Here is a 25536-nt window from a genome sequence, read left to right on the forward strand (position 1 = left end):
GGGAGAAGGTGCCGGCAGGCGGACGAGGAGCAGCGCCAGCCTCTGAAATGATTGCCTTGTTGCCTAAGCCCTTGCGCCCTGTGCAGCGCGGCATACCTATAGAGGATACTGCCCACGCATATCTGCCAGGATGAAAGCATGCCGATCGATCCCGTTTCCCCGCTCTTGCGCTCCGTCGTTGGCGTGCGCGCCATGGTTCCCGACGATGCCTTCACGGCCAATGCCCTGGGCACGCGCCGGGAAGGCAGCGGCGTCATCATCCGCGGCGACGGGCTGGTGCTCACCATCGGCTATCTCATCACCGAGGCCGAGGAGGTCTGGCTGACCGACCAGGACGGCCGCGTCGTGCCGGCACATGCGCTGGCCTATGACCAGGAGACAGGCTTCGGACTGGTGCAGGCGCTGGCGCCGCTCGGCCTGCCGGCGGTGGCGCTGGGTGACGCGTCAAAGGCCAAGATCGGCGACCCCGTGGTGTTTGCCGACGGCACCGGCCGCTCGGTCAAGGCACACATCGTCACCAAGCAGGAATTCGCCGGCTATTGGGAATATCTGCTCGACGAGGCGATCTTCATTGCCCCGGCGCACCCGTCCTGGGGCGGCGCGGCGCTCATCGGCCAGGATGGCAGCCTGCTCGGCATCGGTTCGCTGCTTTTGCAGATGAGCCGCAACGGCGAGGTCGCCGACATCAACATGGTCGTGCCGATCAACCTTCTGACCCCGATCCTCGACGATCTGCTGACGCGCGGCCAAGTGGCGAAGCCGCCACGCCCATGGCTCGGCGCCTTCTCGGCCGAGTCGAACGGCGCGGTCGTGGTGATGAGCGTCGCCGAAGGCGGCCCCGCCGCCAAGGCCGGCCTGCGCCAGGGTGACATCATCTCCGACGTGCGCGATGGCGAGGTCGACGGTCTCGCCGATTTCTACCGCAAGCTATGGCAGAATCCGGCGGGTTCGGAGATTCCTCTCAGGGTCGTGCGTGACGGTCGTGAGACTTGGCTGCGAGTGAAATCCGCCGACCGAAACAGCTTTTTGAAGAAACCGCATCTGCAGTGAAGCCAATCTCCCCCCAAGTGGGGGAGATGCCCGGCAGGGCAGAGGGGGGGGCGCGAAGGATCGCGACCTCTCGATCTATTTTCTGACAAGAATCGCGGGATAAACGTGGCTGACACTGGCCGGTGCGTTGGCGGGACAGCGGCCCCCCTGCCGGCCATCTCCCCCACGAGGGGGGAGATTGGCTGCCCCCTCAATCCCCGCATACCCTAAAAGGCGTCCCCGTGTCCCACTCCGCGAAGGGCACGACCTGGCCTTCGACAGACACGATACTGTTCACCTTGCTGTCATCATCCTGCGTCTGCATACTTTTGCCCTTGCCGGTCAGCACGTCGTAGTCGCAGCTGCTGTAGACGACAACGGACTGGTATTTGTAATGGTCATAGGCAACGCCGGCGACGACGAAGGCTTCGTTGCGCCAGGCGATGGTCAGCGTCATGTCGGTCCGCTCGCCGGGGCCGATCAGCCCCGGCAGATAGATCTTGATCGAGCCGTTGGGCAGTGCGGTCAACTCAGGTTCGATGCCGGAGCCCTCATAATGCGGCTGGTCGTAGTCGTTCCATTCGCCGTAGACCTGCTCATGCACGACGCCGGCGGGTTTCAGAAAATTGTACTTTTTGTCCCTCAGGAAGAAATGCATGTCCATGGTATCGTCTTCGGGCTCGGTCTCGACGATCATCGCCAGATCGGCGGCGCCGTCCCCATTGAAGTCGCCGGTCAGCGCGGTGATGATCTTCTGGGTTTCGATGGGTTCGGCGAGCGCCGAGGCCGGCAGCAGAAGGATGAGGCCGAGTAACATCGATCGCATGGCATTTCCCCCGAATTGCAGTCTGCCTTGCCCGGCTCGACCAGCCGGGAAACTGCCATGAGCGCCGGCTTGGGCGCAAGCCGGCTCGCAATAGGCTAGGGGGTATCGACGCCGCGGACGGAAACTGGCATCGACAGCCGATACAGCCGGCCCGGCAACAACGAGGTGATGATGGCGCCGTTCAAGGTCGATCCCGACAAGGTTCATGAATTCCCCGATCCCGACAGTTTTTACGCCTGGTTGCGCGAAAATCATGCCGGCGAGAGCGAGGTCTGGATCAAGGTCCACAAGGTCGGCTCCGGCCTCGCCTCGATCACGCCGAAGCAGGCCATCGACGTGGCGCTGTGCTTCGGCTGGATCGACGCCATACGCAAGCCGCTCGACGACAAGAGCTTTCTGCAGCGCTACACGCCGCGCGGCAAAAAGAGCATCTGGAGCAAGATCAACATCGACAATGTCGCCCGCCTGGTCGAGGAGGGCCGCATGACCGAACACGGGCTGAAACAGGTCGAGGCGGCCAAGGCCGACGGCCGCTGGGACCGTGCCTATGGCTCAGCCATGAAGATCCTCGACGATCTGCAGGCAGCCATCGATGCCGAACCCGCGGCAAAAGAGATGCTGGCGAAGCTTTCCGCCCAGAACCGCTTCGCGCTCGCCTTCCGCACCCACAACATGAAGACGGAGGCGGGGCGCAAGAAGAAGATCGAGGCTTTCGTCGCGATGCTGAAGCGCGGCGAGACGATCTATCCGCAGAAGCGGTGAGGCGACGGCAAGCGGCTGCCATGGTGCGCGCAGCTAAAAACCCGCTTGTGAGGTTCTGGCCTTGCTCGGACATAACCTATTGTTTTTACGGTATTTTCCACTCCTCGTTCGGGTGATAGCTGCGATAGTGGAAAAAACATAACAACATGTTGTTAATTAAGAGTTTTCCACTATGTTGACTTGATCCTGACTTAAGAGTGGAAACCGATGCTGAGAGAGTTGACCGGCGAGCAGCGGCGCCAACTCATAGATACGCAACAGGTCTACGAGGCCTGGCAGCATGCTGATGACCAGCGCCAAAGGCGCTTTGCAGGCAGCATGCGCTGGGTTGAGCGCAACGGTGCTGAATACCTGCTGCGGAAGGTCCGGCAGGTCGAGAATTCACTCGGGCCAAAAAGCAGCCAGACGGAGAAGGCGTTCGCTGCGTTTTCCGAGGGCAGGGTGCAGAACAAGGATCTGCTGGCAGGTCTGGCCGATCGCCTGAACGGCCTGGCGAAAGTCAATGTGGCAATGGGGTTGGGCAGGGTACCGGCCATCGCCGCACGGATATTGCGGCGGTGCGCCGAAACAGACCTGCTGGGCAAGCAGTTGCTGGTCGTCGGCACGAATGCGCTGTTCGCTTACGAGGCTCTGGCGGGCGTCCAGATCACCAGCGGTCTCACGGCAACCGGCGACATCGACCTGCTCTTCGATTCCCGAGGCCGCATCAGCTTCGTGACCGGCGAGAGGGTAAGCCAGTCCGGCCTGATAGGCGTGTTGCGTAAAGTGGACAGGTCCTTCAAGCCGCTCCAGCCCCGGGCCTTCAGGGCAGCGAACCGTGATGGCTATCTGGTCGACCTGATCCGTCCGCAGGCAAGACATGTCCTCAAGGACAACGCCACTACCTCGATTACACAGCTTGCCGACGATCTCGACAGCGCACCCATGGAGGGGCTGCAATGGCTCATCAACGCTCCAAAGGTGGAGGCTGTGGCGATCGATGAGCGTGGCTATCCCGTAAGCATGCCGACGGTCGACCCTCGAATGTTCGCTCTGCACAAGGCTTGGCTGGCCACGCTGCCTGATCGGTCTGCGGTCAAGGCAATGAGAGATCGTGAACAGGCGGAAGCGGCTGCACGCATTGCCACGGGCTATCTTGCGCTTCCGCTGGACAGCGAGCATCTCAAAGGGCTTCCGGGGGCACTGCTGGACGCTTCGGCCGCAACGCTCTCTCTGCCTGGCCCGAGCGGCTTTTCCGAAGACTCTCCAATTGAGCCCGACTGGTAGCGGCCGCGCTAGCACGCCATGCTACGAAAATAGCATTCTCGCCTCGCGAAATGTGATGCTACGGTTCCCGGCGCACCCAGGGCGGAGGGGTTGCCAAGAGGAGAAGTGGCGGGCGCTGGCCCGGATTTCAGCGAGAACCGGACGGAACTGTTGAACCATTGCAAGGCCGCCGCGTTTTCCAGCGTCGGCCACAAGGGAGGAACCACCTGTGAAAGCATCCTATCTCGTCTCAGCCGCGCTGCTTGCGGCGACTGCGATGCCGGCGGCGGCCGGCGAAATTTCCGACGGCAAGGTCAAGATCGGCATCCTCAACGACCAGTCGGGCGTCTATGCCGATTTCGGCGGCAAATGGTCGGTCGAGGCCGCCAAGATGGCGGTCGAGGATTTTGGCGGCAAGGTGCAGGGCGCGCCGATCGAGATCGTCAACGCCGATCACCAGAACAAGCCCGACATTGCCTCCAACATTGCGCGCCAGTGGTACGACACCGAGCAGGTCGACGCGATCATGGAACTGACGACATCCTCGGTGGCGCTCGCCGTCCAGGGGTTGTCCAAGGAAAAGAAGAAGATCGACATCGTTACCGGAGCGGCATCGGCCGACCTGACCGGCAAGCAATGCTCGCCCTACGGTTTCCACTGGGCTTACGATACCCACTCGCAGGCGGTCGGCACCGGCGGCGCGCTGGTGCAGCAGGGCGGCGACAGCTGGTATTTCATCACCGTCGACTATGCCTTCGGCTATTCGCTGAAGGAGCAGACCTCAAAGGTTGTTGAGGCAAGCGGCGGCAAAGTGCTGGGCGAGGTGCGTTACCCCTTGGGATCGACGGATTATTCCTCCTTCCTGCTGCAGGCGCAGTCCTCCGGCGCCAAGGTTATCGGCCTTGCCAATGCCGGCCTCGACACCTCCAATACCATCAAGCAGGCGGCCGAGTTCGGCATTGTCGCCGGCGGCCAGCGGCTGGCAGCCCTTCTGTTCACCCTTGCCGAGGTGCACGGCCTCGGCCTGCAGGCGGCGCAGGGCGTGGTGCTCACCGAAGGGTTTTACTGGGACCGCGACGACAAGAGCCGCGACTTCGCCGGGCGCTTCTTCAAGCGCACCAACCGCATGCCCAACATGATCCAGGCCGGCACCTATTCGGCGGTGCTGCAATATCTCAAGGCCATCGACAAGGCCGGCACCGACGAGACCGAGGCGGTCGCCAAGCAACTCCATGAAATGCCCGTCGACGACATCATCAACGCCAACGGCAAGGTACAGGCCGACGGGTCGATGGTGCACGACATGTATCTCTATCAGGTCAAGAAGCCCGAGGAGTCGAAGAAGGACTGGGACTACTACACCTACCTTGCGACCATTCCGGGCGACAAGGCCTTCATCAAGGCCGAAGACAGCGGCTGCCCGCTCGTCACCAAGTGACGATGGCGCAAGCCGTGGCCGTCCAGCCGGACGGTGCCGAAATCAAGCCGCGGGTGGTGCTCTCCGCCCGCGGCCTGCGGCGCGACTTTGCCGGTTTCATTGCCGTCAACAATGTCGACCTCGACGTCCATCACGGCCAGATCCATGCGCTGATCGGGCCGAACGGCGCCGGCAAGACGACGATCTTCAACCTCTTGACCAAGTTCCTGCAGCCGAGCAGCGGCAGGATCGAACTGTTGGGCAACGACATCACCCGCACCGCGCCGGCCAGGGTGGCGCGCATGGGTCTCGTCCGCTCGTTCCAGATATCGGCGATCTTTCCGCATCTGAGCGTGCTCGACAATGTCCGCGTCGCCTTGCAGCGGCCGAGCGGGCTCGGCTTCCAGTTCTGGCGCTCGCTGGCCGCGCTTGACCAACTGACGCCACGGGCGCGCGAACTGCTTGCCGTCGTCGGTCTCGACGATGTCGCGCATCGTCCGGCCGGCGATCTCTCCTATGGCCGAAAGCGCGTGCTCGAGATCGCCACCACGCTGGCGCTCGACCCGAAAGTGCTGCTGCTCGACGAGCCGATGGCCGGCATGGGGCACGAGGATGTCGGCGTCATTTCCGGCATCATCCGCTCGCTGGCAACGGACCGCGCCGTGCTGATGGTCGAGCACAATCTCACCGTCGTCGCCGACCTTTGCGACTGGATCACCGTCATGCAGCGCGGCCAGGTGCTCGCCGCCGGCGACTACGCAACGGTGAGCAACGATGAGCGCGTCAGGGTCGCCTACATGGGGACCGAGCAGGGGGACCGAGCATGAGTGAGCCGCTGCTTGCCGTGCGCGATCTCCATGCCTGGTATGGCGAGGGCCATGCGCTGCATGGCGTCAACCTCGACGTTTTTCGCGGTGAGACGGTGACGCTGCTCGGCCGCAACGGTGTCGGCAAGACCACAACGCTGCGCGCCATTATGGGGCTGGTCCGCAAGCGCAGCGGCAGTGTCACCTTCGACGGCAGCGACCTGATGCGCCTGCCGCTGCATCGTGTTGCCCATCGCGGCATCGGCTTCGTGCCGGAGGAACGCGGCATCTTCGCCACGCTCACCGTCGACGAAAACCTGATCCTGCCGCCGGTTGTGGCCAAGGGCGGCATGAGCGTCGAGGAAATCTTCGGTCTCTTTCCCAACCTCAAGGAGCGCCGCAACAGCCCCGGCACCAAACTCTCCGGCGGCGAACAGCAGATGCTGGCCATCGCCCGCATCCTGCGGACGGGCGTGCAGATGCTGCTGCTCGACGAGCCGACCGAGGGCCTGGCGCCGGTCATCGTCCAGCGCATCGGCGAACTGCTGGCGACCTTGAAAAAGCGCGGCATGACCATCCTGCTCGTCGAGCAGAATTTCCGCTTCGCCGCCCGCATCGCCGACCGCTTCTACCTGATGGAGCACGGCAAGGTGGTGGAGGGTTTTGCCGCAAGCGAGCTTGCCGCTCACACGCAACAGCTGCACGAGGTGTTGGGGGTATGATGACGACAGCCCACGGCAGTACCCCCACCCCGCTGCTGCGCAGCGACCCTCCCCACAAGAGGGAGGGTGGAGGGCCACCGCCCTACCTCTCCCTTGTGGGGAGGTCGGACCGAAGGTCCGGGTGGGGGTACGTGCCGCACAGACGCATCCCGCTTGCAACACCCTCGGTGACGCCATGACCATGATCTTCGGCATCCCCGTCCAGGCCTTACTAGGCCAGATGCTGGTCGGGCTGATCAACGGCTCCTTCTACGCCATGCTGAGCCTCGGCCTGGCCGTCATCTTCGGCCTGCTGCGGATCATCAATTTCGCCCATGGCGCACTCTATATGCTCGGCGCCTTCATCGGTTACCTGCTGCTCGTCCATCTCGGCATCGGCTACTGGCCGGCGCTGCTCCTGGTTCCGCTCATCGTTGGCGTCTTCGGCATGGCAGTCGAGCGCGTGGCGCTGTCGCGGCTCTACCGCCTGGATCCGCTCTACGGGCTGCTGTTCACCTTCGGACTGGCGCTGGTCATCGAAGGCGTGTTCCGTTTCTACTACGGCGTGTCGGGCAACCCTTATGCCGTTCCGGCGCAGCTTGCCGGCGGCACCAATCTCGGCTTCATGTTCCTGCCCAACTATCGCGGCTGGGTGGTGGTGGCCTCGCTCATTATCTGCATCGGCACCTGGCTCCTGATCGAAAAGACCAGGCTCGGCTCCTATCTGCGCGCCGCGACCGAAAATCCCGAGCTGGTGCAGGCCTTCGGCGTCAACGTGCCGCTGCTGCTGACGCTCACCTATGGGCTGGGCGCGGCCCTTGCAGGCCTGGCCGGCATTCTTGCAGCACCCGTCTACCAGGTCAGTCCGCTGATGGGCTCCGATATCATCATCGTCGTCTTTGCCGTCGTCGTGGTCGGCGGCATGGGTTCGATTCTCGGGGCCATCGTCACCGGCTATATGCTCGGCCTCGCCGAGGGCCTGACCAAGGTGTTCTATCCCGAGGCGTCGAACCTCGTGGTCTTCGTCATCATGGCGATCGTGCTGCTCCTGCGCCCCGCCGGCCTGTTCGGAAGGGACGCCTGAGATGAGCGAGGCAGCCCTTCACGACCAGCGCACCGCCGCCTCCGTGCGGCTTGAGCGGGTATTGCTGGCATTGGCCATACTGGCGCTGATAGCCGCGCCCTTCTTCGTCTATCCGATCTTCCTGATGAAGATGCTGTGCTTCGCGCTGTTTGCCTGCGCCTTCAACCTGCTGCTCGGCTACACCGGGCTGTTGTCCTTCGGCCACGCCACCTTCTACGGCGCCGCCGCCTATTTCTGCGCCTACGCCGTCAAGGCATGGGGCTGGCCGCCCGAGGCCGGCATCCTGCTCGGCACCGCCGGAGCGGCCGTGCTCGGCCTGGTCATGGGCTTCCTCGCCATCCGCCGGCAAGGCATCTATTTCTCGATGATCACGCTGGCGCTGGCGCAGATGTTTTATTTCTTCTGCGTCCAGGCGCCGTTCACCGAAGGCGAGGACGGCATACAGGGCGTGCCGCGCGGGCATCTGTTCGGCATCGTCGATCTCAACGTCACGCTCAACATGTATTTCGTCGTGCTTGCCGTATTCCTCATCGGCGTCTTCGCCGTCTGGCGCATCGTCAACTCGCCCTTCGGCATGATCCTGCGTTCGATCCGCGAGAACGAGAACCGTGCCATCTCGCTGGGCTATTCGGTCGGCCGCTACAAGCTCGCCGCCTTCGTCATGTCGGCAGCCCTTGCCGGGCTTGCCGGCGCCACCAAGGCGATCGTCTTCCAGTTCGCGACGCTGACCGACGTCACCTGGCAGATGTCGGGCGAGGTGATCCTGATGACGCTGCTCGGCGGCATCGGCACCATGGTCGGTCCTGTCGTCGGCGCCGGCCTCGTCGTCGGGCTGGAAAACACGCTCGCCACCTCCGGCTTCCCGGTGACCATCGCCACCGGCCTGATCTTCATGATCTGCGTGCTGGTCTTTCGCCGCGGCATCGTCGGCGAGATTTACGCGCGCTGGCTGGCGCCGGCCAACGGCGAGGCGGGCCGCGATCAATAGGTGATGGTCACCACCACCGTGTCGGTGTAGACGCCGGCCGAGGGCGTCGTCTGCGGCGGCACGCGGCCATAGACGGTGAGCGCCTGGGCCGTACCGGTTCCGGTGCCGGCCACCGTGCTTCCCGGCGTTCCGGCGTCACCCCAGGGCTGCGAGCGCGCCAGATCCTTGTAGAGGCCGTAGGTGACCCTCTCGGCGCCCTTCGACATTTTGCGGGTGGTCGGCGTGCCCCCTGTCGTGCCGCCATTGAGGGAAACCGTGTACGCGGTAGACGGGGTGCAGGTGACCGTAACCTGGCCGGTGGCGTCGACATTGGCGTCGAGCACCCCCTTGGGGCCGAAATCGATGTTCTGGGTGGCGACCAGGCAGTTTGCCGCGACCGTGGCGTTGATGGTGAAGGTCGGACTGGTGCCCAAGTTGCCCGCGCCGGTGTCGCAGCTGCTGCTCAACAGGGTTGTCCGGGAGCGGAACTCGAGTTGCCCGCCCGAAAATGTCGACACATAGGTGCCCGGCGGGACGGTCGCCTGGCCGCCGGGAACCCGCCCATAGAGCGTCAGGGTGTCGGTTGAGTTGCCGAAGAGATTGGGGCTCAGCAGCAGCGGTGGCGGGCGCGAGGCATAGGCCCAGTTATGGGTGCCCCAGACAACGGTCATTGCGGGGTCCGAATAGAGTTGATAGTTGAGGCTGTTGACGCCGCTCGCCATCTGCCGGGCCGCCGCCGAGGTTGCACCGCCGGTGCCGGCGGCAATATGCGGACACACCAGGACCGGCAGCAGCAATGGCAAACTGCCGCTGCAAGTCGCGGTGAAGGTGGCTGTCGATGTCGCCGCGGTGCCCGACAGCGTGTCGATGAGGCCGAAATTCAAACTGGTGACGGTGTAACTGCAGCTTTGCGCGCGGGCGAGCGACGGCAGCAGCATAAGGACAATGATGAACGTTGCGCGCAGCACCTGGCGTCGGATGTTCATTGGCACACCACGTCCCCGATCACCACCTGCCGGCCACGCACCGCCTCGAAGGGAAACTCTGCCCGGCATGAACCGCCGTCCGCGCGCTCGACCTGCACGGAATTCTGCTTGCCGAGGCCCTTGATATAGGCCTGCCCGTCATAGCCGACGACAAAGTCTTCAGTGCCGCCATCGACGCGTCCCGACAGTCCGGCTTCGAGCGGCGTTCCGCTCGAGTCGACCAGCGTCACCAGCGCGGCCTGCGCCGCCTCGGACACGCCGAACTTCAGCACGACGCCGTTGCGGTCGGCTGGGACGACGGTCTCCTTGGTAGCCGGGACATCCGCGTCGACTGGTAGATTCTTCGGGTCGATGGAGACCGTGTTCAGCTCATAGGAGTTGAGCCCGGTGACCAGGATGCGGCCTTTGCTGTCGGTCCTGCCTACCGGCCGGTTCTGATGCAAGACCTCGACATCAGGCGTGCCGACATCGACAACGGCAAAGGCATCGTCGATGCGGTTGGTGGCGAACACCCCGCCGCCTGCGACCGCAATGGCGCCGTCCATCTGGCCGGTCACGCGAAAGTCCTTGTCGAATTGCTGGGCGCCGGCCTCGAAACGCGCAAACGGCGCGCGGTAGCTGACCGCTGCCGAACGATTGGGGACCTCGCCCTCCGAGGTGCGCAGCCGCCAGCCGATGCTGCCGTCCTCGGCCCGCTCCGATTTGGCGAGGTCGGCAGTGACATTGAGGCCCTCAGGGCCTTGCTCGACGCCTGTCGACGCCGAGATCTCGTCGTTGAACGGGATCGAAATCCCGGCGAACACGCCATAGCTGCTGTCGTCGTCGAGATCGGCGAAGGCGGTGGCATAGAGCGTGCTGCGCTTGAAGATCGCCTGGCTGTAGGACAGGCCGACGATCTGGCTGTTTTCGCCTTCGGCATCCTTGAGGTGGGTATAGGAGAAGTTGAGGCTGGAGAAATCGATCGGCATCGGCACGCTGAGCGTCACCTGGTCGACCGCCCGCGGCACACCGGCGCTGAAACGGGTGAAATCATCGGGATCGAGTATGACCGGCTGTGCCGTCACCGAGGCGATGTCTTCATAGCCGCCAAAGGCCCGCTGCATGTGGGCGTTGATCGCCCAGCCGTCATAGCCGAATTCGACACTGGCATCGACCAGCGAGCCGGTGCGCCGGTCATGATGGCTGCCGGCGACCGCCAGCGAAGCCGCGCCATATGCCCCGAGCGGGAAGGCAGCACCTATGCCGCCATTGATCAGATCGGCGCCGCCCTCGGCATGGGCTTCCAATGTCAGCCGGTCGGTCACGCCGTAACGCGCGCTGGCGACCCCCATGACGCGGCCGTCATAATCGTCGGAGGAGATGCCGAAATTGCGCCGCGCCATCCCTGCCTCGACGGAAAAGTCGAGCAGTCCCTGGCGCAGCAGCATGCTGGAGGCATAGAACGGCAAGGTGGCCGTGGTCTCGCGGCCGAGGCTGTCGCGCAGCACCACCTGCGCCTGTCCGGCGCCCGTGAACACCGGCAGATTGGTGACCTGGAACGGCCCGGGCTGGATGTCGCCGGAATAGGTGCGCACGTTCTGCGTGTAGACCTCGAGCGTCGACGGCACCGCCGCCGTGCCGCCGAAGGAGGGCAGGGGTAGCGTCACCAGGTCCGATCGCAGGTGGAAGTTGCGTTGCGCCTGGATGCCGCCGAGATAGATCGGACGCGTCCACGACAATCCACCGGAGATGAAGTCGCCGGCGCGGTAGGTCATCAGCCGGTCGGGGTCGGAATAGCTCCATGTCGTGTTGAGCCGCGTGAAGCCGCCCAGCCTGCCGTCGGAATAGCCGGCGATGAAGGATTGGCTGAGCGTTCCATAGGGGCTGAACGCGCGCGCATCGAAGCCGCCGGAAACGCCTTGGAACAGCTCGACGTCCTTGTCGAACAATGTGTTGGAGCTGGCAAACAGCGAATAGTTGAGAACCGCGCCCAAGCCCGATTGCGGCGCCGGCCGGTCCTGCAAGCGCAAGCCGAGATCCACCATGCGCGCCTCGCGGCTGTCATTGGCGGCGGTGACGTAGAGGCGCTGGGCTACCTCATCGATCCGAAACGAAACGTCGGCCAACTGGTCGAGCCTGACCAGGCCGCCGGCGTCGGCTATGTCCTCCGGCGGTTTCAGGCCGACCTCCTTCAGCTCTTGGGGCGCCGCCGCCAGCCCACCATCCGGCATCTCGATAAAATTGCCGACCAGCTTGGTCGAAACGTCGTTGATGAACACCTCGAGATAGAGGCTGCGGCCCGCTGGTAAAACGGAAGCCGGCTGTTCGAGGTTCGTCACGGCCGGAAATTCCTGCGAACGCACCGCCAAGCAAGGTGTGAAAGTCGCAACCGCGACGATGACAGCGACGCTACTTGCCCTTGACGGCAACGTTGGCATCGAAGGGTCCAAGATCGCTCTGTGCCTTCAAAAGCACGGAGCCCGCGGACAGTGATTTGCCGCTGCCGATCGGCCACTGCATGGTCGCGCCGCCCAGGACATAACCGACGAGCCCGTTTCGGTTGCCGAGCTTTTTGCCGTTCTGGGTCAGGGATAGGTTGGACAAGCGGAGACGACTTTCACCGGTATTGCTGGCTGTCAGCACAAGACTGCCGCCCTTGCGCGAAACACTCCAGGCGACTGCCGGCGCGGCGGCATCGGCGTCGCGGAAAAACACCGGCACGGAGTAGCGCAGCGCGAGCGCGACCGTACCGGCCTTCTTGCGCGACGGGTCGGGTAACTCGTCGACGATGACGCGGTAGCTTTCCTCGGCCCGCACCGGCGCCTTGCTGACGCGCACGACGCGAACCACGTATTGGGCATTGGGTCCGAGTTTGGTCGATGGCGGGCTGGCGACGACGTCGGTAGTCGGCGTCAGCGTCTCGATCCCGCCAGCCTGGCTCCAGGCGAAGACGCGTATCTGCACATTGATCGGCCGCTTGGGGTCATCGTTGCTGAGGTTGAGAACCGCCGAGGCGTCGGGCGAGATCAGCTCGAGACCTGTCGGCGCCACCCTGAGCGAAGCGGCTTGTGAGAGACCGGCGCACAGCAACAGAACAGCCGTGGCTCCGATGCATGAAAGCATGGATCGCATGATCGTCCTCGTGTTGGTATCGATTGTCAGTACGTTATGGTGATCGCAACCGTGTCGGTGTAGAGGCCCGCCGCCGGTGTCGTCTGCGGTGGAACACGCCCGTAGACCGTCAGCGGCTGAATGGCGCCGTTGCCGGTTCCGCCGACCGTGTCGGTGGGGATCGTGGTGCCCCAAAGCTGCGTCCGGGTGCTTTCCCTGTAGATGGTGTAGTCGATCGTCGCCGACGCCGGCCCGGTCATCTTGCGAACAGCAACCGTTGCGCCCGCGCCCGCTCCGGCGCTCAGACCAACATTGTAGGACTTGCCGGTCGTGCATTGCACGTTGATGGTGCTGGTCTGGTCGACATTCGCATCAATGACACCGTGCGAGCCGAAATCGAGATCGCTCGCCGTCTGCACCTTGCATTCGTCGGTAATCGTGATGCGGACATTCATGCTGCCCGTCGCGGTCGCGGCGATCGCGGGCAGGATGGGAAGCAGCGACGCTCCCGCCAGCAGCGCATATTTCAGCAATCTCATGCGTGTTTCCTCCGTCGGGCAGACCGTTCCTCGCAACACAGTCTTGACCCGGATTTCACTCCTACAGCTCCTCCGTTGCATGCTTCGCAAGACATCAACGATACAGTAATGTCAGAAGCGAACTGTGCAATGATTATTACAACTTAGATTCGGACTACGACAGCGAATAACTTCGGTATGTATCGGATAATTTTGGTTAATATTTGGTTAACAGAGATGAAATGGACATTTTTCCGAAGTGAAAGTTCGTCTGTCGAAAATTTATTTTGCTTCTCGTGCCGAAAAGAAGAAAATATCTGGCAAATCATCTTTATTTTGTAGAGTCTCACCTTTCGTCCTTTATTATCGATATTTCGCGGCGTGCACCGGCGCCAAGCAGCCATCGCCATAGCCGCGCCGGTAGCTGTTCGCGCCTGTCCAAGCCTTGCGGTCGTGCTGACAGGGCCGCATTCGCCAAACCGTGTTCCGCCCGGCCCAAGCATGGCCGTCCCGGCTGAGATAAATCCACCGCCGTCGGATCGCGGCGAAACACATGCGAATCGTTCTTGCCACGCTGGCCCGGATTTCCTTCGGCGGCGCATCGGCCGGACGGGAGATGCGCCTGTTGTCCCTTGGAGCCATGATCCACGGCCGGCAGCCGCGCGGACCGGCTGCCAGACGTCAGAAAAGGAAGAACGATGAAGAAGACCTATGAAAAGCCACAGCTCGAAAAGCGCCAGAAGCTGTCGCGTGTGACCGCTGTCGCCGGCCCATCAGTGACCAGTGAGAGCTGACGCCGTCGACCCGGCATCGAACCACCAGTGGACAAGGAGAGCAGTCATGAATCAGCATGCGAACCCGTCACCCGGCTTCAGGCGCAATCCCGGCAAGGTGATCACCGTCGAGCCCTTCAACGGGCGTGTCGTCGTGTTTGCAAGCGGCAACATCATCGCTTCCTCGGCAAAAGCCAAAATGGTGACCGAGCCGCCCCATCCCTTCTCCTTCTACATCCCGTTCGAGGACATCGACTTCCGCAAGCTCAGGAAGACGGAGCGGTCGACGCTGTGCCCCTACAAGGGCGACTCCAGCTACTGGAACGTGCTGCCGGCGGGCGAAACCGGTAACGACGCGATGTGGGCCTATGAGCAGCCCTTCGACGAGATGGCCGAGATTCGCGCCCACGGCGCCTTCTATCCCGACCGGGTCGCCATCGACGCCACGCCGCGCTAGCGCGTCATGCCTGTCGCCCAAAAGTGCCCAGCGTTTTTGGAGCCGACGACAGGCATGAACAGAGGAATTTTTCAGATCAGCCAAAGCTGTCCTCACCCGGGGGCGCAGCGGTTTTGCGGCAACGGCATGCCGAAACAAAGACAAAATGTCATGGACGAAAAGCAGAGAGCCATTCTCGACGAAATCCCGCGCCTGCGCCGCTATGCGCGCTCGCTGCTGCGCGACCGCGATTCCGCCGACGATCTCGTCCAGGACTGCCTGGTGCGGGCGCTGCTGCGGCTGGACAACTGGCAGACGGGAGAGAGCCCGCGAAAATGGCTGTTCACGATCATGCATCATCTGTTCATCGACCAGATGCGCAAGGTGAACCGGCGAGGCGAGGCCTCGATGCTGCCGCTGGAGGCCGGCGAGGCGCAAGCCTCTCCCGCCGACCAGCTGGAGAACGTCGCCGCGCGCGAGATCATCGACGCGCTGCAGGCGATCAGCCCGGACCGCCGTGCCGCGCTGACCATGGTCGCCATCGAGGGCTTCTCCTATGCCGAGGCCGCCGAGATGCTCGGCGTTCCGGCCGGCACGCTGATGTCGCGCATCGCGCGCGGCCGTGAGGAACTGCGCGGCCTGCTCGAGGACAATGCGCGCCGCCGCGCGATAAGGATCGTCGAGCCAGGCCCGGCCAGGGCGGTTCCAATCAGGGCGCCAATGGCAGGACGAGCCCCAATCGCATGATGACGCCTTACGGCATGGTCCACGATTGCAGGCCTTGTCCGCACTGTGGGCGCGGCGCACCCGGTAACGGTTTCTTCTCTGCTTGCGTGCATAGTGGCGGCGACGGAGTGAGCGAAACCAGGGCATGGCTGAAGAGAAAATACGCAACGGCGAATTCTGGGCGCTTGCGCTCGAACGCGCTCATCTCGGCGTATGGGACTGGGATATTTTGAGCGGCGACTGTTTCTATTCGCCGACCTGGTCGCACATGCTGGGTTATGAGGATGGCGAGCTTGCCAACAGCGACGACCTCTGGCTGAAGCTGACGCATCCCGACGACCGCCAGCGGGCGCTGGCCAGCGGCGAGCGGCACATTTCCGGCCTGACCGCCTCGATCGAGACCGAGCTGCGCCTCAAGCACAAGGACGGCCACTGGATCTGGGTGCTGGACCGCGGCGGCATTGTCGAGCGTGACGAGACGGGCAAGCCGGTCAGGCTGATGGGCGTGCAGACCGACATCAGCCGGCAGAAAGAGGCGGAAGCCGAACTCGAGCGGGTCAATGTGCGCTTTCGCCTGGCGCTGGCGGCCAGCGGCACCGGCATCTGGCATCACGACATCGACGCCAACAAGAGCTATTGGGACGCCCGCACCAGGGAGATATTCGGCCTGGTCGCCGACACCGACGAGGTGGCTGCCGACCTTTGGCATTCCTATCTGCATCCCGACGACAAGGATGCCGCAGAGCGCGCCCATCTGGCGCCGCTTTCGACCGACGGCGTCGTCGCCGCGCAATACCGCATCGTCAGGCGCGACGGCGAAATCCGCCATGTCGAATCGCTGGTGCGCTTCATCGCGGCGCCCGAGACGGCGGGCCAGATTCTCGGCACCGTGCGCGACATCACCGAGGACAAGAAGCGCGAGCGGGAACTCGCCTACGCCGCTCACCACGATGCGCTGACCGGCCTGTTGAACCGTGCCGCCTTCGACCGGCTGCTGGCCGTGCATATCGCCACCGAGCGGGCTTTGCCGCTGGCGGTGTTCTATGTCGATCTCGACTACTTCAAGGCGCTCAACGACTTTGCCGGCCACGCCGCCGGCGACCTGGCGCTGAGGGGTGTCGCCGCCGGTATTCTGGGCTGCCTGCCGGCATCGGCGCGTGCCGCGCGCCTCGGCGGCGACGAGTTCGCGCTGCTGGTGCCCAATTGCCAATCGGCCAAGGCCGAGGCGCTGGCCGGCGCGATTCTTGCGGCGGTCCGTGACGCCGACCTCGGACTGCCGGCGACCTCGCGAAAACTCGCGGCCAGCATCGGCATCGCCTTCGTCGAGGACACCACCACCACAGTTGCCGATGCGTTGGCCTGCGCCGACGACGCCTGCTATGCCGCCAAGGCGGCCGGGCGCAATCGCTTCGCGGTGTTTTCGGCCGATGCGGCGTCGGGCTCCGGCGGCCTCAACGCGGCGCGTGTCGCCGCCGACACGGTCGACGCCATGGATGACGGGCGGCTGAAACTGTTCGGCCAGGAAATCCATCTGCTCGGCCAGCCCTGGCAGGAGAGCCGCCACGTCGAGGTGCTGGCGCGGCTTGCCGGGCGCAATGGCAAGCTGATCCCGCCCAACGAATTCATTCCGGTCGCCGAGCGCTTCGGCATTGCCTCGCGGCTGGACCGCTGGATCATCAGGACAGCGCTTTCGCAGCATGGCGCGGCGATGCGGTCAGGCGCCATCATGCTCGGCTTCAACCTGTCGGCGCAGACGCTGAGCGATCCGCTGCTATGGGATTTCGTCGACGCCGTCATCGCCGAGACCGGGGCGCCGCATTCCGGCATCGGCTTCGAGATCACCGAGACCGCGGCCGTCACCAATTTCGACGCCGCCGAGCAGTTCGTGCGCAAGGCGCGCGAGCGGCAATGCCGTGTCAGCCTCGACGATTTCGGCGCCGGCATGAGCTCGTTCGAATATTTGCGGCGCTTTCCGGTCGATCAGATCAAGATCGACGGCTCGTTCATCGAGAATATCGCGGAAAGCCGTTTCGACCGCGAGATCGTCTCGGCCATAGCGGGCATCGCCAAAAGTCTCGGCTGCGCGGTGGTGGCCGAAAAGATCGAGCAGCAGGAAGCGCTCGACATTCTGCGCGGCATGGGCGTGGCCTATGGCCAGGGTTTTCTGCTGCACCGGCCGGAGCCGCTCGAGGCGATCGTCGCGCGGGCCGGCGAACAGTCACCATCCAGCGGACAGTCACCGGAAAAGCGCTTCGGCTGACGGCTTCTCATCGCCCGAGCTGGCGCGACTTGTCCGGCTAACCGGCGTCGGCCTTCTCCTGCTTTCGCTGCGCCGCCTCCTTCTTGCGGCGCAACACCTCGTCGGTGCCGACAAGGTCCTTCGAGCCGCCGGAAATGGCGGTCGAGAGGACGGCGGGCGGATCGCTGGCCGGAAAACTGTCTTCGAGGCCTGATTGCAACTGCTCCTCGAGCGTCTGCGGGTTCTCGGAGCGGCCTTCGGCGCGGCGCTCGCCAACGGCTTCGACATCGCTCTTGGTGTCGGGGTGAGCGCGGGCTTCCGATATCGTCGACACCACCAGCTCGATGGCGAACTCTTTCATCGCCTCGGCTTGCGGCCCATCGACATCAGAGTCTTCGATCAGGCGGATGAGCGACTTTTCCAGGGCGCCCAGTTCCTTGACGCCCTGACACCGCGCCAGACGCTTGGTGAGCGAACCGATCAGCGCCGGGGCAAAGGTCGAATAGGCAAGCCTGCGTGTGTCGTCGACCTGCTCGGGATGAAGCTTTTGCAAGGACATAGATGCCTCCAGTCAATCAGCCGTGCAGCTTCTGCCGCTGGCCCCTCCTTAGGAAACAGAGGGGAGGGCAAGAGGTTCCATACAGTCCTCGACAGGGTCGACGAGTTCAACTCCACAGCGACGCCATGGTCAGCGACGCTTCGAATATCTGCTCCCTGTTCTCGTTCAGCATCTTGACGGTGATCCGCCGGTGGTCGCCCTCCGGTATCTCGTCGCGCGCCACATCGTGCAATATGCGCAGCGCTTCGGCTCCCGCACGCTCCCGGCTGGGAAAAAGCTGCCCCTCTTCATCAATCTGGGTCTCGGCGTTGTACAAGTCGAAGTAGAACCGTTCCATGTGTGCAAGGATCCCTGCGTGAGAACGCTAAGGCGCATCGCGGTTGAAGGACGCAGGCGACGCGCTTCAGGTCTGTGTTTTTATGCATGTCGTTGTCTCAAAATCGGGGCCATTTTTGAGCGACATGGATTAAATCCCAACCCGCACCCATGGTTCCATGCGACTGTGCCCTGAGCAGATTTCCTGCCAGGAGCCGTCGCCGTGCCGGCCGATTGCAACCGCACCCGATCTCCGGCGTTTGGCTAGGCCACGAATGTCCACGAAATCTCGAACTGGATCCTCGATGCTAGAACCGCTTTATCTCAACCTTGGCCAGCATGACGCTTTGTCCGAGCAGGAAAAGGGGCTGCTGGCCGCCGCCATGACCATCGAGATGGATTTTGCCACCGGTCAGGACATCGTTTCAGAGGGATCGAGGCCAGGCTACAGCACGCTCATCATCGAGGGTCTGGCGGCGCGCTACAAGGTGCTGGAGGATGGCGGCCGCCAGTTCACCTCGTTGCAGGTGCCAGGCGATTTTGTCGATTTGCACGCCTTCCTGCTCAAGACAATGGACCATGGCATTATAGCTTTGTCGCCATGCCGGGTGATCGCCGCCGACCACAGTCGGCTAAGGACGATCACCGAACAGGCGCCTCATCTCAGCCGCTTGCTTTGGCTGGACACGCTCGTCGATGGCGCCATCCATCGGGAATGGATCGTGGCCATGGGCCGGCGGTCCAAGACTTCGCATCTGGCGCATCTTGTGTGCGAGCTGTTCGTGCGGCTCCAGGTCGTCAAGCAGACCAACGGCATGAGTTTCCGGCTTCCCCTGTCGCAGGCGGAACTGGCCGATGTGCTTGGGCTTTCGGTCGTCCACATGAACCGGGTCATCGGCGCGCTGCGCAAGATCGGTGTGATCGGCTGGGCAAATTACATGGTGACCATTCTGGACTGGCAGCAGCTGGTGGAAATCGCCGAGTTCGACCCGACTTATCTCAGCATGAACCGCGAGCCGAGATAGGCTATCCGGCGTTCGCCATGACATCGCAGGCAATCCGTCAGCCGGTCTTTCAACGATGCCCATCCAGCGACGCCAATTCGTCGAGCATGGCAAGGGCGGCACTTGGCTTCGCCGGCTTCAGCAAGCCCTGTTGGGCGGCGGCATTCTGGAAAGCGGCAAAGGCGATGTCCGGGCGGCAAATGCCGTTCAACGCGTCATCCACCAGCCTGTCGGCCGCCTTGTAGGCCGCCGTCTGCTTGTTCTTCCATGTTCCGCCTAGCGCCCTCCTGGCGTCGGCGATCGACGACACCGTCATCGCGCTGCCGTCCACGAATCTGATCGTCAGGGGCAGAAAACGGCTCATGCGCTCACCATCCAAACCATTCGCGCCTCGCCCGGATCGATCTCATCACTTGCCTCCTTGAAAACGGGATCGCCATAAACGAGGAAATCACAAACTGGTTGCAGCCCGGCGAGCTACATGTTGCTTGCCGGCCAGATCGGCCGATGCGGACGATAAGGCGGCCGCGGCGCCGGCTTCAACGGGATGTCGGCGAGCGAGTTGCGGATCGGCCTGAACAGTATCGGCGAAGACGCGGCGCGGCGGTGCAATACCGCGGCTGACAATTTGGCAATCAGATTTCGAACGTCCATGGGACACCTCGAGCGCGTTGAGAGTCCCCCCATCGCGATCACCTACCACCTCACGCCCAGCATCCGCATTTAACTTTGATATAGGCCGGACGAATACGCGCCGCGCGCAATGTCTGCCGCCGAGATTCTGCCGATCCTCGGCGGCGGCTATTGAGGGCGGTGCCAGGCTGGCGGTCACGCATCCCAGCAGCGACGTCGCGGACGCTGCTGCAACCGGATGAATTTTCGTGCATTCTTGTGCATGGCCACAATGCTTCGAACCGACACGCCGGCAAAATGCTGCTCCTATTGCGGTTCGCGAGAGCATGACTACGAGGATTGTCCGAAGCGTAAAGCAGAGGCGGAGCGGCAGTGGGAAGGCCAGGCAAAGCCCGGCGCCGAATCCGAGGCGACGGCCGAAGTCTAGCTGGGCTCGAACAGCTCGATCACGTTGCCGGACGGGTCTTCACAAAGAATCTGTCGCCCGCCCGGACCTTCGACGATCTGGTTGCGGAACCGCACGCCGGCCTCGACCATCTTAGTCACGATTGACGGCAATTGCTCGACCTCGAGCACGAAGCGGTTCCATCCGCCCGGCTCGGGTGTCCGGCCGTCCGGCATCGGCCTGGCTGCCGACGCCAAGGGACCGGCGAGCCAGAGCGAGAGGTCGCCGCGCGTCAGGATGGCCATCGCCGGACCGAATTGCTGCTTCAGCGCGAAGCCCAGATAGCTCGTATAAAACGCGATGGACAGATCGACATCGCGGACCAGATATCGGACGGACACCATTCGCAGGCTCCCTCACAAACGCCCCTCCCGAGAGATAGCTGGCGGGACAAGTCGGGGCAAGCCCGCGCGCACGCTTCGGGCGCCTACGGTGCGATTGCGTGGTCGGCCTGTCTGTCTCTCACGAAGGCCGTCAGCAGCTCCATTCCCGCCGGCCAGTCGCCCAGCCCGCTATTGCTGTTGATGTGACCAAGCGGCCCGGCGATGTGCAGTTCGCTGCCCCATTGTGTGGCTTTCTCACCGGCATAGCCGTTCGGATCATAGGGATCGTCGGTGCTGGCCACGATCAGCGAGGGGAAGCGAAGCGGCCCGCGCGGCGTATCGGCGAAGGGAATTCCGTAAGCGGGATAGACCGGCGAGGCCGGGTCGGGAACCGCAACCAGAAACGCCCCGCCGATCCGACGGCTCGACACCGCCTGCCAATGCGCGACCAGCAGGCAGCTGAGACTGTGGGCGACGAGCACCGGCGGGGTCTGTGCCTGTGACACCGCGACGTCCAGCGCCGCCACCCAGTCGTCGAAATCCGGCAGCTCCCAGCTTGCCGGGCTGAAGCGGCGCATCGCCGGGTCGGCCTGTTGCCAGCGTGTCTGCCAGTGGGCCTCGCCCGATCCGCCGCTGCCCGGCAGAATGATGAAGTCGGTCATGGAAAATCCTGTTTCTTCGCCGCAGATGATGTCCCAATCCTAGGGCTTCTCCTTGTTCGCGGAATGAGAGATCATCGGAAAGCGATGAAGAATTCCGATGGATTGAAGGTGTTCATGGCAAACGGCGATTACCGGCCACGGCTCGACCCCACCGACATGGCAATCATCGAGATCATGCAGGAGGATGGCCGCATCGGCATTTCCGAACTCGGCCGCCGCGTCGGCCTGTCCCAGCCCGCGACGTCGGAGCGGGTGAAGCGGCTGGAGGAGCGCGGCATCATCGCCGGCTACCGGGCCGCGATCGATCCCACCGCCCTCGGTCTCGGCACCATGGCCATGATCCGCCTGCGCACCACGCATGAGCACATCCAGACCTGCCTGAAGAAATTCGCGGCCATGCCGGAAGTGGTCGAGGTGCTGCGGGTGACCGGCGAGGATTGTTTTCTGGTCAAGGTGGTCGTGCCGTCGCCGCCCGACCTCGAAAGCATCGTCGATGCCATCGGCCGCTACGGCGCGGTGACGACCAATGTGGTGCTGCGCGCCGAGCCGCCGAAACGGTTGGGGCGGGAGCTGATGGCGAAGCTCTGAGCGGCCACGCGCGGCAAGAGGATTGCAAGCGCCTCCTTTTGCGAGGTCCGGCTTTGCCGCGAAAGAATTTCGCGGGCTGGTGTAGGATCGGCGGCGTGGCGCCCGTCCTTGGGGCGAAACCCGTTGCAAACCTTTGGAGCACATCATGGAAGCCGTTCAATCGCCGTGGCAGACCGCGGCCATTCTCATCGCCCGCCTGACCTTGGCCGCCATGTTCGCGATGGGAGCAGCCTTCAAGTTCATGGATATGAACATGACCGCCGGCTACATCGCCGCCGCCGGCTTCCCGTTCCCGCTGTTTCTGGCCTGGTGCGCCGCGATCCTCGAAACGCTGCTGGTGATCGCCTTGCTGACCGGAGCGTTCTTCACGCCGGCCGCCCTGGTCGCCGCCGTCTACGTGGTCTTCCTCGGCTTTGCCTTCCACGGTCCGTCGCACTGGACCGGCAACCAGGCCGAGTTCGGCGCCTTCATGTCCCATTTCCCGTTCGCCGCCGGCCTGCTGTTCGCCGCCGTGCATGGACCGGGCAGCGTGCTGGCCTCGAAGATTGGCCGAGGGTGAGGCCCCGCGTCGGCAGACCGCCTCACATCTGGTCGTTGTAGGGTTCCTTCATCTGACCGACCATGCGGGCCAGTTTCGAGAAGGACGGCATGTCCGCCTCCGGCTGGCATTGATTGGCCAGTTCCAGCAGTCGGATCGGAAAGTTGACGGCGTCGCGGTTGGACTCCGACATGCCGTCGGACCGCTCCTCGCCGGTTTCGATGGCCTCGGCCTTGCGCAGCGCAATGTCGATATCCTCCACCGTGAGCAGGCCCTTGCGCACCAGCACCTGATTGATCGAGGCGACGGCCATCAGCAGGCCTTCGAGTTGCAGATTGGCGACGTTCATGGCTGTTGCTCCCATTTGGCTCACGCTCAACGCATGAGCCGCTGTTACGATCCGGACGGGGATGCAAGCGATAGGCGTCGGCCGATGGCCTGCGCTACTCTTCCATCCAGCGGCGGCCATATTCGGCCCACAGCGCCTTGACCTCCCGGCTGCCGAGGCGCGGGGCCGAGCCGTCGCCATAGGCGATCGAAACGCAGCTGATGTCGTAATGGGGATGGGCGTCGATGACGAAGCGGATCGCCTCGCCGAGCGGCCTTCTGCCGATGACCGGATCGGCCTGGCCTTGGCCGACGCTGCGAACGCCCGAAACAGTGGCTGGCGCTTGCCGCATCCTGAACACGGATGCCATGGCTGGTTTGTCCATCCCGCTCTCCCCCGAGTTGGAGTGGAATGATTCCATAAGAGCCAGCTAATGACCAGTCGCTAGACGGCCTGTCGAAGGCTGCGTCTTGTATCCTGCAGCCCGTTGAAGGACTGTTCAGGCCAGCGGATCCGCCGCCGGCGGCCTGGCGGGAAGGCCGAGCCTTGTCCGCTCGCCGTCGGCAAACTCCTCGGCCGCTTCCTGGGCCATGAACAGATGCTGGGTCACCGTGCCATTCTCGGCAACCAGCACCGCCCATTGGCGGCGGTCCACACGTTCCACGCGAACGTCATTGGGCTCTCCGGCCACCACGATCGTCCTCCAGCAGGCGTACGGCACGGAGGGGGCGTGCCTTTACGCCTTGGTCTTGCTCTTGGCCGGCGCCTTGGCGGCCGGGGCCTCGGGTGTCCTGATGCCGAGCCCGAACTCCTTTGCCAGCTCCGAGCGCTTGGCGGCGTAGCTGGGCGCCGTCATCGGATAGTCGCCGGGCAGGTCCCATTTGGCGCGATAGGCTTCCGGCGTCATGCCATGGGCGGAGCCGAGATGACGCCGCAGCGACCTGAACTTCTTGCCATCCTCGAGGCAGTAAATGAAATTCGGCGTTACCGAGCGCTTGCGGTTGACCGCGGGCTCAGGCGCAGGTTGCGGCGGAGCAACGGGATTGTCCACGGCCGCGAGCGCTGCATTGACGCTCTCGATCAACGCCGGCAGGCTATCCGGAGGCACTGAATTGTTGCGCACGAATGCCGCGACGATGTCGGCGGTCAGATTTATATTTCGGATTTTGTCCTCAGACATGGCTTCTTTTGCCCCCTTGATGCCAAAGGACAAATTATCAGACAACATCCGCCGACGGCATGGCACTTTAGAACATATGCATATGACTTGACGCCGGATGTGGTAGCGCTAGCATCGCCGAGTCTCCGATCGATGTCGATGTAGGAATTCTTTCCTGACATATCTTGACCGGTGAGGGCAGCTATGCTATGATTTGTCGATGTTGCTGATTTGCGCCACCAACCCGCCGCCGAGGCGGGTTTTTTGTTTCAGGCCGGCTTGGAAGCGATGATGGCCAGTGACGCGAGTTTTCCCTCGCTCAGGCTGCTTATGTAGTTTTTTCGCCGATGCACGAACTCGGCGCCGAGCACGATCTCATTGGCCTGCTGCTGGGCGGGCGACGGAACCATGCTGGAATTTGCCCGTTTCAACGCCAGCTCGACGTGATCGCCGGTTTCGTCGATGACGTCGTCGACCTGGAATCCGGCTGAAGCAAACAGAGCCTTCAGGGTTTCGCGGTCGACGAGATGGCTGGCCACAGCCGACACCGCCCAAGGCAAGGGATAGTGAGGCTCGCCGTCCGCCAGCACCGCCTCGGTCCAGACAAGCCTGGCCTTCGGCTTCAGTACGCGCCACGCTTGCCCGATGACCGCCGCCTTGTCGGCGATATTCATGCCGACATAGAAGCAGATCGCCGCGTCGAATGTGTCGTCCGCAAAAGGCAGCCTTGTCGCATCGGCCTCATGGAAACGCACTTTGTCGCCGAGGCCGCAGAGCTCGGTCAATCGGCGGGATGCCTCGACGAACGCCTGCGTCAGGTCGACGCCGTCGACGCTGCACCCATAGGTCTCGGCAAGGAACCGGGCCGGGCCGCCAATGCCGCTGCCGATGTCCAGAACCCGATCGCCGGCGGAGGGCGCAAGACGCGCAGCATGGTCCTGCGTGGCGATCAGCTCGCGGCCATGAAGCTGATCGAACGGATAGAGTTGTTTGGCTGCGAGGCTGCCGGCCTTTGCGTCCGGCACAGCCGACAGGATGCGCTCGACAATGCCGCCGCTGCCATAGTGACTGGTCACATCGCTCATTTCGCTCTCCGACGAGACCCAGCATCCCATCGATGCGGCCCTCGCGCAATGCGCGCCGCCGCCAAGGACGAGGCTTTGACCGGAGTAGGAATTATTTCTTATCTGCATTGACGGGTGAGGGCAGCTTTGCTATGATTTGTCCATGGTGCTGATTTGCGCCACCGACCCGCCCACGAGGCGGGTTTTGTTTTCCTGATGCCCACAACGTGCGGATATCGGATGTCGGCGGGACAGCCCCCCTCTGGCCTGCCGAACGTTCGTCGTTCGGAAAGCCAAGCAATTGGCTTTCCGT

31 protein-coding genes are annotated in these 25536 nt (G+C 63.4%); 14 read left to right on the forward strand and 17 right to left on the reverse strand.

What is annotated here, in order from left to right; translation table 11 throughout:
• The first annotated feature begins 138 nt into the window (after nucleotides 1–138).
• Nucleotides 139–1050, forward strand: a complete 912-nt coding sequence (locus NKI61_RS16650) for a S1C family serine protease (RefSeq protein ID WP_023832787.1) — start codon at nucleotides 139–141, stop codon at nucleotides 1048–1050.
• Between the two features lie 190 nt (nucleotides 1051–1240).
• Here the strand turns inward: NKI61_RS16650 and NKI61_RS16655 are convergent, their stop codons facing one another.
• Nucleotides 1241–1855, reverse strand: coding sequence for a hypothetical protein (locus NKI61_RS16655; RefSeq protein ID WP_352840092.1), 615 nt, complete (start codon nucleotides 1853–1855; stop codon nucleotides 1241–1243).
• Between the two features lie 171 nt (nucleotides 1856–2026).
• Here NKI61_RS16655 and NKI61_RS16660 point away from each other — a divergent pair, with 171 nt between their 5' ends.
• From NKI61_RS16660 to NKI61_RS16690, 7 genes are all read left to right on the forward strand, one after another.
• Complete coding sequence (locus tag NKI61_RS16660) at nucleotides 2027–2617, forward strand: YdeI/OmpD-associated family protein (RefSeq protein WP_352840093.1); 591 nt, start codon at nucleotides 2027–2029, stop codon at nucleotides 2615–2617.
• A gap of 207 nt (nucleotides 2618–2824) precedes the next feature.
• The gene (locus NKI61_RS16665) at nucleotides 2825–3883 is read left to right on the forward strand and encodes a GSU2403 family nucleotidyltransferase fold protein (RefSeq protein ID WP_352840094.1); all 1059 of its coding nucleotides are present in this window, start codon (nucleotides 2825–2827) and stop codon (nucleotides 3881–3883) included.
• Between the two features lie 208 nt (nucleotides 3884–4091).
• On the forward strand, nucleotides 4092–5300 hold the full coding sequence (locus NKI61_RS16670; protein ID WP_023743303.1) for an ABC transporter substrate-binding protein: 1209 nt from the start codon (nucleotides 4092–4094) through the stop codon (nucleotides 5298–5300).
• 2 nt (nucleotides 5301–5302) lie between these two features.
• Nucleotides 5303–6106 (forward strand): ABC transporter ATP-binding protein, encoded by an 804-nt coding sequence (locus NKI61_RS16675; protein ID WP_286441604.1) that lies wholly within the window; start codon nucleotides 5303–5305, stop codon nucleotides 6104–6106.
• Nucleotides 6103–6807, forward strand: coding sequence for an ABC transporter ATP-binding protein (locus NKI61_RS16680; RefSeq protein WP_023743305.1), 705 nt, complete (start codon nucleotides 6103–6105; stop codon nucleotides 6805–6807). The genes NKI61_RS16675 and NKI61_RS16680 overlap by 4 nt, the downstream gene beginning before the upstream one ends.
• Before the next feature lie 175 nt (nucleotides 6808–6982).
• Nucleotides 6983–7870: a branched-chain amino acid ABC transporter permease gene (locus NKI61_RS16685; RefSeq protein ID WP_023693757.1), complete on the forward strand. Its 888-nt coding sequence runs from the start codon at nucleotides 6983–6985 to the stop codon at nucleotides 7868–7870.
• 1 nt (nucleotide 7871) lies between these two features.
• Nucleotides 7872–8858 carry a branched-chain amino acid ABC transporter permease gene (locus NKI61_RS16690; RefSeq protein ID WP_023743307.1) on the forward strand — a complete coding sequence of 329 codons (987 nt, stop codon included), beginning with the start codon at nucleotides 7872–7874 and terminating at the stop codon, nucleotides 8856–8858.
• Here the strand turns inward: NKI61_RS16690 and NKI61_RS16695 are convergent.
• Genes NKI61_RS16695 through NKI61_RS16710 form a run of 4 tightly spaced genes read right to left on the reverse strand, consistent with a single transcriptional unit; the run spans nucleotide 8852 to nucleotide 13452 of the window.
• A complete protein-coding gene (locus NKI61_RS16695; RefSeq protein ID WP_031246640.1) occupies nucleotides 8852–9805 on the reverse strand; it encodes a Csu type fimbrial protein in 954 nt (317 codons plus the stop codon). The two genes, NKI61_RS16690 and NKI61_RS16695, sit on opposite strands and share 7 nt — an antisense overlap.
• A 14-nt stretch (nucleotides 9806–9819) precedes the next feature.
• Nucleotides 9820–12240, reverse strand: coding sequence for a fimbria/pilus outer membrane usher protein (locus NKI61_RS16700; RefSeq protein ID WP_352840096.1), 2421 nt, complete (start codon nucleotides 12238–12240; stop codon nucleotides 9820–9822).
• A complete protein-coding gene (locus tag NKI61_RS16705) occupies nucleotides 12212–12934 on the reverse strand; it encodes a fimbrial biogenesis chaperone (RefSeq protein WP_023819045.1) in 723 nt (240 codons plus the stop codon). Before NKI61_RS16705 ends, NKI61_RS16700 begins: the two co-directional genes overlap by 29 nt.
• Nucleotides 12935–12960: 26 nt before the next feature.
• Nucleotides 12961–13452, reverse strand: a complete 492-nt coding sequence (locus NKI61_RS16710; protein WP_023685937.1) for a Csu type fimbrial protein — start codon at nucleotides 13450–13452, stop codon at nucleotides 12961–12963.
• Nucleotides 13453–14271: 819 nt separating this feature from the next.
• Here NKI61_RS16710 and NKI61_RS16715 point away from each other — a divergent pair.
• From NKI61_RS16715 to NKI61_RS16725, 3 genes are all read left to right on the forward strand, one after another.
• On the forward strand, nucleotides 14272–14661 hold the full coding sequence (locus NKI61_RS16715) for a DUF427 domain-containing protein (protein ID WP_352840097.1): 390 nt from the start codon (nucleotides 14272–14274) through the stop codon (nucleotides 14659–14661).
• Between the two features lie 150 nt (nucleotides 14662–14811).
• Nucleotides 14812–15387 carry a sigma-70 family RNA polymerase sigma factor gene (locus NKI61_RS16720; protein WP_352840098.1) on the forward strand — a complete coding sequence of 192 codons (576 nt, stop codon included), beginning with the start codon at nucleotides 14812–14814 and terminating at the stop codon, nucleotides 15385–15387.
• Between the two features lie 124 nt (nucleotides 15388–15511).
• Nucleotides 15512–17626, forward strand: a complete 2115-nt coding sequence (locus NKI61_RS16725) for an EAL domain-containing protein (protein WP_023697759.1) — start codon at nucleotides 15512–15514, stop codon at nucleotides 17624–17626.
• 37 nt (nucleotides 17627–17663) lie between these two features.
• Here the strand turns inward: NKI61_RS16725 and NKI61_RS16730 are convergent, their stop codons facing one another.
• Together NKI61_RS16730 and NKI61_RS16735 are read right to left on the reverse strand one after the other, a co-directional pair.
• Complete coding sequence (locus NKI61_RS16730) at nucleotides 17664–18164, reverse strand: hypothetical protein (RefSeq protein ID WP_023671434.1); 501 nt, start codon at nucleotides 18162–18164, stop codon at nucleotides 17664–17666.
• A gap of 106 nt (nucleotides 18165–18270) precedes the next feature.
• Nucleotides 18271–18501: a DUF6894 family protein gene (locus NKI61_RS16735; protein ID WP_023671435.1), complete on the reverse strand. Its 231-nt coding sequence runs from the start codon at nucleotides 18499–18501 to the stop codon at nucleotides 18271–18273.
• 283 nt (nucleotides 18502–18784) lie between these two features.
• Here NKI61_RS16735 and NKI61_RS16740 point away from each other — a divergent pair, with 283 nt between their 5' ends.
• Nucleotides 18785–19504, forward strand: a complete 720-nt coding sequence (locus NKI61_RS16740; RefSeq protein ID WP_023671436.1) for a Crp/Fnr family transcriptional regulator — start codon at nucleotides 18785–18787, stop codon at nucleotides 19502–19504.
• Between the two features lie 49 nt (nucleotides 19505–19553).
• On the opposite strand, the gene NKI61_RS16745 is transcribed toward NKI61_RS16740, so the two are convergent.
• The 4 genes from NKI61_RS16745 to NKI61_RS16760 form a co-directional block, all read right to left on the reverse strand.
• Entirely contained in the window at nucleotides 19554–19847 is a 294-nt protein-coding gene (locus tag NKI61_RS16745) for a DUF982 domain-containing protein (protein WP_023685943.1), read from the reverse strand.
• Between the two features lie 113 nt (nucleotides 19848–19960).
• Nucleotides 19961–20137: a hypothetical protein gene (locus tag NKI61_RS16750; RefSeq protein ID WP_023671438.1), complete on the reverse strand. Its 177-nt coding sequence runs from the start codon at nucleotides 20135–20137 to the stop codon at nucleotides 19961–19963.
• Between the two features lie 402 nt (nucleotides 20138–20539).
• On the reverse strand, nucleotides 20540–20905 hold the full coding sequence (locus NKI61_RS16755; protein ID WP_023697758.1) for a VOC family protein: 366 nt from the start codon (nucleotides 20903–20905) through the stop codon (nucleotides 20540–20542).
• A gap of 83 nt (nucleotides 20906–20988) precedes the next feature.
• Complete coding sequence (locus tag NKI61_RS16760) at nucleotides 20989–21546, reverse strand: RBBP9/YdeN family alpha/beta hydrolase (protein WP_023697757.1); 558 nt, start codon at nucleotides 21544–21546, stop codon at nucleotides 20989–20991.
• Nucleotides 21547–21630: 84 nt separating this feature from the next.
• Between NKI61_RS16760 and NKI61_RS16765 the strand changes: the two genes are divergently transcribed.
• The gene (locus NKI61_RS16765; protein ID WP_023671442.1) at nucleotides 21631–22134 is read left to right on the forward strand and encodes an Lrp/AsnC family transcriptional regulator; all 504 of its coding nucleotides are present in this window, start codon (nucleotides 21631–21633) and stop codon (nucleotides 22132–22134) included.
• 145 nt (nucleotides 22135–22279) lie between these two features.
• Entirely contained in the window at nucleotides 22280–22693 is a 414-nt protein-coding gene (locus NKI61_RS16770) for a DoxX family protein (RefSeq protein ID WP_023700688.1), read from the forward strand.
• A gap of 22 nt (nucleotides 22694–22715) precedes the next feature.
• Here NKI61_RS16770 and NKI61_RS16775 read toward each other — a convergent pair whose 3' ends face one another.
• The 6 genes from NKI61_RS16775 to NKI61_RS16800 form a co-directional block, all read right to left on the reverse strand.
• The gene (locus NKI61_RS16775) at nucleotides 22716–23021 is read right to left on the reverse strand and encodes a hypothetical protein (protein WP_023671444.1); all 306 of its coding nucleotides are present in this window, start codon (nucleotides 23019–23021) and stop codon (nucleotides 22716–22718) included.
• Between the two features lie 94 nt (nucleotides 23022–23115).
• Complete coding sequence (locus tag NKI61_RS16780; protein ID WP_023671445.1) at nucleotides 23116–23385, reverse strand: hypothetical protein; 270 nt, start codon at nucleotides 23383–23385, stop codon at nucleotides 23116–23118.
• 114 nt (nucleotides 23386–23499) lie between these two features.
• The gene (locus NKI61_RS16785; protein WP_023685951.1) at nucleotides 23500–23664 is read right to left on the reverse strand and encodes a hypothetical protein; all 165 of its coding nucleotides are present in this window, start codon (nucleotides 23662–23664) and stop codon (nucleotides 23500–23502) included.
• 72 nt (nucleotides 23665–23736) lie between these two features.
• Nucleotides 23737–24180: a Ros/MucR family transcriptional regulator gene (locus tag NKI61_RS16790; RefSeq protein ID WP_023671447.1), complete on the reverse strand. Its 444-nt coding sequence runs from the start codon at nucleotides 24178–24180 to the stop codon at nucleotides 23737–23739.
• A gap of 248 nt (nucleotides 24181–24428) precedes the next feature.
• Nucleotides 24429–25244, reverse strand: coding sequence for a class I SAM-dependent methyltransferase (locus tag NKI61_RS16795; protein ID WP_023693742.1), 816 nt, complete (start codon nucleotides 25242–25244; stop codon nucleotides 24429–24431).
• A gap of 91 nt (nucleotides 25245–25335) precedes the next feature.
• Nucleotides 25336–25536: hypothetical protein (locus tag NKI61_RS16800; protein WP_352840099.1), on the reverse strand; the 201-nt coding region annotated here is incomplete at its 5' end.

The organism is Mesorhizobium sp. M0514, assembly GCF_040321145.1.
Classification (GTDB): domain Bacteria; phylum Pseudomonadota; class Alphaproteobacteria; order Rhizobiales; family Rhizobiaceae; genus Mesorhizobium.